8 protein-coding genes are annotated in these 8,230 nt (G+C 68.5%); 7 read left to right on the top strand and 1 reads right to left on the bottom strand.

Going from position 1 to position 8,230, the window contains the following annotated elements; all coding sequences use genetic code 11:
- The first annotated feature begins 300 nt into the window (after positions 1–300).
- Complete coding sequence (locus ACFWV3_RS38850; RefSeq protein WP_382418929.1) at positions 301–1,959, top strand: MDR family MFS transporter; 1,659 nt, start codon at positions 301–303, stop codon at positions 1,957–1,959.
- On the opposite strand, the gene ACFWV3_RS38845 is transcribed toward ACFWV3_RS38850, so the two are convergent.
- Positions 1,857–2,240: a VOC family protein gene (locus tag ACFWV3_RS38845; RefSeq protein WP_382418928.1), complete on the bottom strand. Its 384-nt coding sequence runs from the start codon at positions 2,238–2,240 to the stop codon at positions 1,857–1,859. The genes ACFWV3_RS38850 and ACFWV3_RS38845 overlap by 103 nt on opposite strands.
- Positions 2,241–2,386: 146 nt before the next feature.
- On the opposite strand from ACFWV3_RS38845, the gene clpB reads away from it, so the two are divergent.
- The 6 genes from clpB to pyrE all read left to right on the top strand — a co-directional run bounded on the left by clpB (position 2,387) and on the right by pyrE (position 8,229).
- Positions 2,387–4,969 (top strand): ATP-dependent chaperone ClpB, encoded by a 2,583-nt coding sequence (gene clpB, locus ACFWV3_RS38840; RefSeq protein WP_382418927.1) that lies wholly within the window; start codon positions 2,387–2,389, stop codon positions 4,967–4,969.
- A gap of 37 nt (positions 4,970–5,006) precedes the next feature.
- Positions 5,007–5,420: a hypothetical protein gene (locus ACFWV3_RS38835; protein ID WP_382418926.1), complete on the top strand. Its 414-nt coding sequence runs from the start codon at positions 5,007–5,009 to the stop codon at positions 5,418–5,420.
- Positions 5,417–5,644 (top strand): hypothetical protein, encoded by a 228-nt coding sequence (locus ACFWV3_RS38830; protein ID WP_382418925.1) that lies wholly within the window; start codon positions 5,417–5,419, stop codon positions 5,642–5,644. Before ACFWV3_RS38835 ends, ACFWV3_RS38830 begins: the two co-directional genes overlap by 4 nt.
- Positions 5,645–5,710: 66 nt before the next feature.
- Positions 5,711–6,445, top strand: a complete 735-nt coding sequence (locus tag ACFWV3_RS38825) for a hypothetical protein (protein WP_382418924.1) — start codon at positions 5,711–5,713, stop codon at positions 6,443–6,445.
- Between the two features lie 416 nt (positions 6,446–6,861).
- Positions 6,862–7,635: an SDR family NAD(P)-dependent oxidoreductase gene (locus ACFWV3_RS38820; protein WP_382418923.1), complete on the top strand. Its 774-nt coding sequence runs from the start codon at positions 6,862–6,864 to the stop codon at positions 7,633–7,635.
- A 39-nt stretch (positions 7,636–7,674) separates the two neighbouring features.
- A complete protein-coding gene (gene pyrE, locus ACFWV3_RS38815) occupies positions 7,675–8,229 on the top strand; it encodes an orotate phosphoribosyltransferase (protein ID WP_382418935.1) in 555 nt (184 codons plus the stop codon).
- Position 8,230 lies beyond the last annotated feature (1 nt).

The following is an 8,230-nucleotide window of genomic DNA, read 5'->3' as shown; positions in this document are numbered from 1 at the left end:
GGTGTCAAACGGCCGAAAAGCGTGGCCGTTTGACACCCCTCCTCGCGTGCAGCGAGTGCTTGTAGCGCTAGACGGGGGAGCCACCACCGCGACCTCGCTTTGCTCGGGACTGCTCGGCTGCGCCATCGCTGGGCTCGCCTTCGGCTTCGCCGTCGCGTGTGCTTGCCTTCGGCCTCGCTTGATGCCGGCTCCACCGGGCTGCGCGACTCTGGTGTGACCCATCAGCCACTCGATTTAGTTGGCCTAGCTAACTATCTCCAGATATAGTTGTATGACATCAACTAATTACTGGAGGTGTGCTTGAACCGGCCCTCGTCGCATCGGGAGATCCTCGAAGCTCTGTCCGGCATCTGGGTGGCGCTTCTCGTCGCGATTCTCAGCTCCACCATCGTCTCCAACGCTCTCCCGACGATCTTGGCCGAGCTCAAGGGCACGCAGACCCAGTACACGTGGGTCATCACGTCGATGTTGCTGGCGTCCACCGCCAGCACGCCGGTGTGGGGGAAGCTCGCGGATCTCTTCGACAAGAAGAAGTTGTTGCAGGGCGGCATCGTCCTGTTCGTGGTCGGCTCCGTGTTGTCGGGGCTCAGTCAGAACATGGAGCAGCTCATCGCGTTCCGGGTCGTGCAGGGGCTCGGGATGGGTGGTGTGCAGGCGCTCGGGCAGGTTGTGGTCGGGGCGCTGTTGAGTCCGCGGGAGCGTGGGCGGTACAGCGGGTACACGGGCATGGTCATCTCGGCCGGGACGGTCGGTGGGCCGTTGGTCGGCGGGTTCCTCGTCGACTGGCCCGGGTGGCGGTGGTGCTTCTTCGTCTGCGTGCCGTTGGCGCTGGTGGCGCTGGCCGTGTTGCGCAAGACGCTGCACCTGCCGACGGTGAAGCGGCACGTGAAGATCGACTACCTCGGTGCCACGTTGATCACCGGTGGGGTGAGCCTGGTGCTGATGTGGGTGTCGTTCGCCGGCAAGGACTTCGCGTGGGTCTCTGGTGAGAGCGCGTTGTTCGCTGGCGGGGCGGTGCTGGCGATCGTGGGTGCCTACTTCGTGGAGCGGCGGGCGTCCGCGCCGGTCATTCCGCTGCACCTGTTCAAGAACCGGACCGTGGTGCTGGCGATGCTCGGGGGCGTGGCGGTGGGGACCGCGATGTTCGGGGCGTCGGTGTTCATGGGGCAGTACTTCCAGATCGCTCGCGGGTTCTCGCCCACCAAGGCCGGGTTGCTGACGGTGCCGTTGGTGCTCGGGCTGAGCATCTCGTCGACGGTCAGCGGGCAGTTGATCGCCAAGAGCGGGAAGTGGAAGAGCTACCTGGTGTGGGGCTCGTTCTCACTGGTCGCCGGGCTGGCGTTGCTCGGGACGATCGACCACTCCACGAACCTCGTGCTGATGGGGGCCTACCTGGCGCTGGTCGGTGTCGGGGTAGGGCTGACCATGCAGAACCTCGTGCTGGCCGTGCAGAACGGCGTGGGGATGGCGGATCTCGGGGCGGCCAGCTCCACGGCCACGTTCCTGCGGTCGTTGGGCGGGACGGCCGGCGTCTCGGTGCTCGGGGCCGTGCTGGCGGCTCACGTGAGCACGAAGACGCTCGACCGCGGCTCCCTCTCCCCGGTGGTGCGGGACTCCTACGGCGATGCGATGGGGCAGCTGTTCCTGATCGCCGCCGGGCTCGCGGTGTTCACGGTGATCGCGGTGCTGCTGATCAAGGAGCAGCCGTTGCGGGACTCCGTGGATGTCACTCCAACGGGTTCTGGTGCACAGACGGTCGCCACTGAACCTGATTCACCTGTGGATACTGACCAGCGGATTGTGGATAACCCGGCTCCTGCTGTGGACAAGCTGTTGGTGCTTTCGAGTGACGGTCGTCAGGAGGTCGCGGCGCGTTCGGCTGCGCTGCGTTCCACGCAGAACTCGTTGCCCTCGGGGTCGCGCATCGTCACCCAGCCCGTGCCGTCGGCCCTGCGCTGATCGTCGAAGACCGTCGCGCCCAGGGCGAGGAGGCGTTCGACCTCCTCGTCTCGGGTGCCGTCGGACGGTTGCAGGTCGAGGTGCAGGCGGTTCTTCAGCTCCTTGCCCTCCGGCACGTTGATAAACAGGTAGCGGATGCCGATCGGCAGCTCGATCAGGCACTCGGGGTCGCCCGGGTTGTCGTCGGCGTGCAGCGGGTGGCCGAGGACCTTGCTCCACCACGTGGCGATCTCGTAGGAGTCGCGTGCGTCGATGGTGATGCTGTGGATGATGGACGTCATGGGGTGATCTTCGCCCAACCCGGTCTCGCTGACGTGCGATTTTCGGGACGGCCGTCACGTTCTCGTAGTTGAGCGGAACAGACTCAACTTTTCTGACGTTGTGCGGGATGATGGTCCATGCTGGAGGCTGACCACGAGGTGGAGGAATGGACGCTTTCAACCCGACGACGAAGACGCAGCAGGCGGTTTCCGCCGCGGTCCAGGCCGCGACGCTCAACGGGAACCCGGACGTGGGGTCCGTGCACCTGCTCAGTGCACTGCTGGCGCAGACGGACGGGTTGACCGCGCCGCTGCTCGAGGCCGTGGGCGCCGACCCGACGCTCGTGCGCAAGGAGCTGGAGCAGCTCTCCCGGTCGTTGCCCAGCGCTTCCGGCTCGACGGTCTCCGCGCCGCAGCTCTCGCGCGACGCCGTGCGGGTGCTCGGCAAGGCGCAGGAGCTCGCGACCGAGATGGGCGACGAGTACGTGTCGACCGAGCACCTGCTGGTCGGTCTCGCGCAGCACGGTGGCCAGGTGGCCGACCTGCTGCGACGGCACGGTGCGACGCCCGACGCGTTGAAGGAGGCTTTCAGCCGTGTGCGTGGGTCGGCTCGTGTGACGTCCCCGGACCCCGAGGGCACCTACAAGGCGCTGGAGAAGTACGGCGTCGATCTGACCGAGCGCGCGCGCAAGGGCGAGCTCGACCCGGTGATCGGCCGTGACGCCGAGATCCGCCGTGTCGTGCAGGTGCTGTCGCGGCGCACCAAGAACAACCCCGTGCTGATCGGTGAGCCCGGTGTCGGCAAGACGGCGATCGTCGAGGGCCTGGCGCAGCGCGTCGTGGCCGGTGACGTGCCCGAGTCGCTGCGCGGCAAGAAGGTCGTGTCGCTCGACCTGGGCTCGATGGTCGCGGGCGCCAAGTACCGCGGTGAGTTCGAGGAGCGGCTCAAGGCCGTGCTGAAGGAGATCACCGACTCGGCCGGCCAGGTCATCACGTTCATCGACGAGCTGCACACCATCGTCGGCGCCGGTGCGACCGGGGAGTCGGCCATGGACGCCGGCAACATGATCAAGCCGATGCTCGCCCGCGGTGAGCTGCGCATGGTCGGTGCCACGACGCTCGACGAGTACCGCGAGCACATCGAGAAGGACGCCGCCCTGGAGCGCCGCTTCCAGCAGGTGCTGGTCGGCGAGCCGTCGGTGGAGGACACCGTCGGCATCCTGCGCGGGCTCAAGGAGCGCTACGAGGTGCACCACGGCGTGCGCATCACCGACGCCGCCCTCGTCGCCGCCGCGACGCTGTCCGACCGCTACATCACCGCGCGCTTCCTGCCGGACAAGGCGATCGACCTCGTCGACGAGGCCGCGTCCCGGCTGCGCATGGAGATCGACTCCCGGCCCGTCGAGATCGACACCGTCGAACGCGCGGTCCGCCGTCTCGAGATCGAGGAGATGGCGCTCGCGAAGGAGTCCGACCCGGCGTCGGTCGAACGGCTGCACGCGCTGCGCGCCGAGCTGGCCGAGAAGCGCGAGGAGCTGGCGGCGCTGACCGCCCGCTGGCAGAACGAGAAGGGCTCCATCGACCGCGTGCGTGATCTGAAGGAGCAGCTGGAGTCGTTGCGCGGCGAGTCCGAACGGGCCGAGCGCGACGGCGACCTCGGCCGTGCCGCCGAGCTGCGCTACGGCAAGATTCCGCAGCTGGAGAAGGAGCTGGGTGCCGCCGCGGAGTCCACTCAGGACGCCGCGATGCTGAAGGAGGAGGTCGGCCCGGACGACGTCGCGGACGTGGTGTCGGCGTGGACCGGCATCCCGGCGGGGCGTCTGCTGGAAGGCGAGACGGCGAAGCTGCTGCGCATGGAGGACGAGCTGGGCCGTCGTGTCGTCGGCCAGGCAGAGGCCGTGCGCGTGGTGTCGGACGCGGTGCGCAGGACGCGCGCCGGAGTCGCCGACCCGGACCGCCCGACGGGCTCGTTCCTGTTCCTCGGCCCCACCGGCGTGGGCAAGACGGAGCTGGCCAAGGCGCTGGCGGCGTTCCTGTTCGACGACGAGCGGGCGATGATCCGCATCGACATGAGCGAGTACTCCGAGAAGCACTCGGTGGCCCGCCTGGTCGGAGCGCCTCCCGGCTACGTCGGCTACGACCAGGGCGGCCAGCTGACGGAGTCGGTCCGCCGCCGCCCGTACTCGGTCGTGCTGCTGGACGAGGTCGAGAAGGCGCACCCGGACGTGTTCGACGTGCTGCTGCAGGTCCTCGACGACGGCCGCCTGACCGACGGCCAGGGTCGGACCGTGGACTTCCGCAACACGATCCTGGTGCTCACCTCGAACCTGGGCTCGCAGACGATCGTGAACCCGTCGCTGACCGAGCTCGAACGCCGCGACGCGGTGATGGGCGTGGTGCAGCGGCACTTCAAGCCGGAGTTCCTGAACCGGCTGGACGACGTCGTGGTGTTCCACGCGCTCGCCACCGAGGAGCTGACGTCCATCGTGGACATCCAGATCGCTCGCCTGGCGGACCGGCTGGCCGCGCGCCGGCTGACGCTGGAGGTCACGACGGCTGCCCGCGACTGGCTGGCGTTGAACGGCTTCGACGCGATCTACGGCGCCCGGCCGCTGCGGCGGCTCGTGCAGTCGGCGATCGGCGACCAGCTGGCGAAGGAGCTGCTGGCGGGTGAGGTGCGCGACGGCGACACGGTGCGGGTCGACGTGCTCGACGACCAGACGGGGTTGATCGTCGGCCGCACGGCGTGACGTCCGGATCCCCTGCGAGACCGGTAGGTTCGGTCTCGTGGGGGATCTTCGCTTCGTCCGGTACCAGGCGGTCGAGCCGAACGCGCGCGGGACCTTCCCGGGGATCTTCGGGCTGGTGAACGGCCTGCGGCGTGATGGGCGGCTCACCGCTGAGCAAGAGGCGTTCATGCGCGTGAACAACGCCTGGTACGACGCGGCGTACACCGATCCGTCGACAGTGGATCCGACGGTGTACGACCGCGAACTCAACCCCGGTGCCCACGCCTGGTTCAAGGCGGAGGCGACCCACCTGCTGGAGCGGGTGCACGGTTATCTCGCCCTTCTCGACGCGCACGGGGTGCGGTGGGCGCGGCTGACGTCGGACGCGCCCGGCAGGGTCGTCTACGAGGACGAGGTCCAGGTCGTCGTGGTGCCGGTCGCAACGCCAGCTTCACGAACCCCGCCACCGTGAGCCTGGCCGTGTACCAACGGCCCGGCGCAGCGGCGTGGTTCCGGTGCACCTCGCCGCACCTGATCGACCGGGTCTCCGGCTACCTCGCCGTCCTCGACGCCCACGGCGTTCCGTGGGTGCGGCTGGACCGCGACGACCCAGGCCTGATCGTCTACGCGGACGCTGAGCAGGTCGTCGTCGTTCCCCGTGAGCACCCGTGCGGCACCCCTCACCACCTCGAATAGGCACCTGCGGGCACGACGCGCGGAAGTGATCTTCGTTCCTCGCCCTCGACCCACTACGCTTCAGCTGTGGGCATACCGGCGTGGGTCTGGTTCACCGTCGCCGCGGTGGCGGGTGTGGCGGGGTTCGCCCTGCTCGCGACCGACCGGGCGCAACGAACCGCGCGTAATCGTGAACGGCGCCGTTGGGCTGCTCTGCGCGGCTGGCAGTTCGAGGAGACAGACCACGTGCTGCCGACCCGGTGGGAGGCCGGGGCCATCGCGTACTACGGCACCGGGCTCGCCCGTGACGTCGTCGCCGGCTCGACCTTCACCGCGGACGGGCGGCGGCAGGTCTACGTGCTCGACCACGAGACCAGCGGCAAGGTCAACTCCGTGCTGGTCGGCGTCCGGTGCCGGCGGGCGTTGTCGGTGGTGATCGAGCTCTGGCTGTCGACCGTGCCGTTCCAGCGCGACAACGAGAAGATGCCGATGCCCGACCTGCTCGGGCCGGTGGGCTCGCGGTACGCGTTCGTCACGGACGTGCCGGCCGCTCGCAAGATCATCACGCCCGACCTGATCGACGCCGCCGAGGAGATCGGCGGGGACGTCACGGTCGTCTGGATGGAGAACGACTGGGTGCTGGCCGCCGCGCCGCCCAACTCGTCGCCCGCGCGCCTCGAGCGGCTGCTGCGCGACGTCGGTGAGCTCGCGGACGTGATCGACCCGTTCGACCCCGACCCGTCGGAGGTCGAGGAACCGGTGTCCGAAGAGGACGAAGGTGGCGAGGTCTACCGGCCGTCGTTCGGTCGAAAGCAACAGTGAGTATTTGTACGGAGCGTGACGAACCGCACCGTAACCCGCTACCGCAAGCCCTCCACCAGCACGATTCCAATTAGTGACTAAAGTCCTGTGATCTAGATCACAGCACGCTCCGTGTAAAACATCCGAGTTTGATTCAGATACTCCCTTCGTAACACCGTCGTGTCCCCGAGCCCCCGGAAAGGGATCCACGATGTACGGAGGAAAAGCAGTTGCACCCGTTGCCGTCGCCGGCACGGCGTCCGTCGTGACGCTGGCCAACACCGGCGCGTCGGTCGGGTGGTTGCTCGCAGGTGGAGTCGCTCTGGTCATTTCCGGCCTCGCGCTGCGACTCGCGGTTCTCCGCCGCCCGGCGAAGAACGAAGTGTGATCATCGGCGGCCTTCGACCCCGGCGACTTTCCGACTACCGTGCGGTGGCATGCCAACCGCACTGGTGACCGGATCGACCGTCGGGATCGGGGCCGCCTTCGCCCGCAGGCTCGCGGCTGAGGGATATGACCTCGTGCTGGTCGCGCGCACCGCGTCCGCGCTCGAGGAGCTCGCGCAGCAGCTGCGCGACCGCCACGGCGTCCAGGTGGACGTCCTGCCCGCCGACCTCGGCGATGCCACCGACCGCGCCAAGGTCGAGGCCCGCCTCGCCGAGTCCGCCGTCGACCTGCTCGTCAACAACGCGGGCTTCGCCAACAGCGGCGAGTTCTTCGCCGCCGACGTGGAGAAGCTCCAAGCCCAGCTCGACGTGAACGTCGCCACGGTGCTGCGCCTGTGCCGGGCCGCGATCCCGCCCATGATGAAGCGCGGCAAGGGCGACGTGATCAACGTGTCCAGCGTCGCGAGCTTCCTGCCCGGCCGCGGCACCAGCTACAGCGCCGACAAGGCGTGGGTGACGACGTTCTCCGAGGGCATGGCGCTCGCGACGGAGGGCTCCGGCGTGCGGATCATGGCGCTGTGCCCCGGTTTCGTGCGGACCGAGTTCCACAAGCGCGCGAACATCGACATGTCCAAGACGCCCAACTTCCTCTACGTCGACGCCGACCGGTTGGTCCACGAAGGACTGCGCGACCTGCGCCGCGGCAAGCCGTTGTCGATTCCCGGCGGGCAGTACAAGGCGATCGTGACGATCTCGCGGCTGCTCCCGCGGGCGCTCGTGCGCAAGATGGCCTCCCGCATGGCGGGTGGGCGCGGACGCACGTGACGGCGGCGTGTGCGAAGGTAGCGACCTGTGCGAACTGAAGTGGTCTTGGACGCGAACGCGAAGTCGGAGCTCGCCCGTCTGGTGAGCGAGTTGGCCGTCGTGCACGGCAAGGTGACCCTGTCCAGTGGCAAGGAAGCCGACTACTACGTCGACCTGCGGCGGGCGACGCTGCACCACGCAGCCGCCCCGTTGATCGGCAAGCTCCTCCGTCAGCTCACGAGCGACTGGGACTTCGTCGCCGTGGGCGGTCTCACGCTCGGTGCCGACCCGGTCGCCTACGCGATGATGCACTCCGCCGCGGCCGACGGTGACGTGCTCGACGCGTTCGTCGTGCGCAAGGCCAGCAAGGCGCACGGCATGCAGCGCCAGATCGAGGGCATCGACGTGCGCGGGCAGCGCGTCCTGGCCGTCGAGGACACCTCCACCACGGGGGGTTCGGTGTTGACGGCCGTCACAGCGCTGCGCGAGCACGGGGCCGAGGTCATCGGCGTCGCCACGGTCGTCGACCGAGGTACGGGCGCCAAGGAGGCCATCGAGGCCGAGGGTCTGCAGTACCGCTACCTGCTCGACCTGGACGACCTCGGGCTGTCCTGAG

Origin of the sequence: Lentzea sp. NPDC059081 (assembly GCF_042738015.1) — a bacterium.
In the GTDB taxonomy this organism is placed as follows: domain Bacteria; phylum Actinomycetota; class Actinomycetes; order Mycobacteriales; family Pseudonocardiaceae; genus Lentzea.
Note: the sequence above shows the minus strand (reverse complement) of the source record. Positions and strands in the feature narration are given on the sequence as shown.

Coding starts and splice junctions, on each gene's coding strand:
- ACFWV3_RS38845 (WP_382418928.1), bottom strand. CDS start 2,240: ATGACGTCCATCATCCACAGCATCACCATCGACGCACGCGACTCCTAC.
- clpB (WP_382418927.1), top strand. CDS start 2,387: ATGGACGCTTTCAACCCGACGACGAAGACGCAGCAGGCGGTTTCCGCC.
- ACFWV3_RS38820 (WP_382418923.1), top strand. CDS start 6,862: ATGCCAACCGCACTGGTGACCGGATCGACCGTCGGGATCGGGGCCGCC.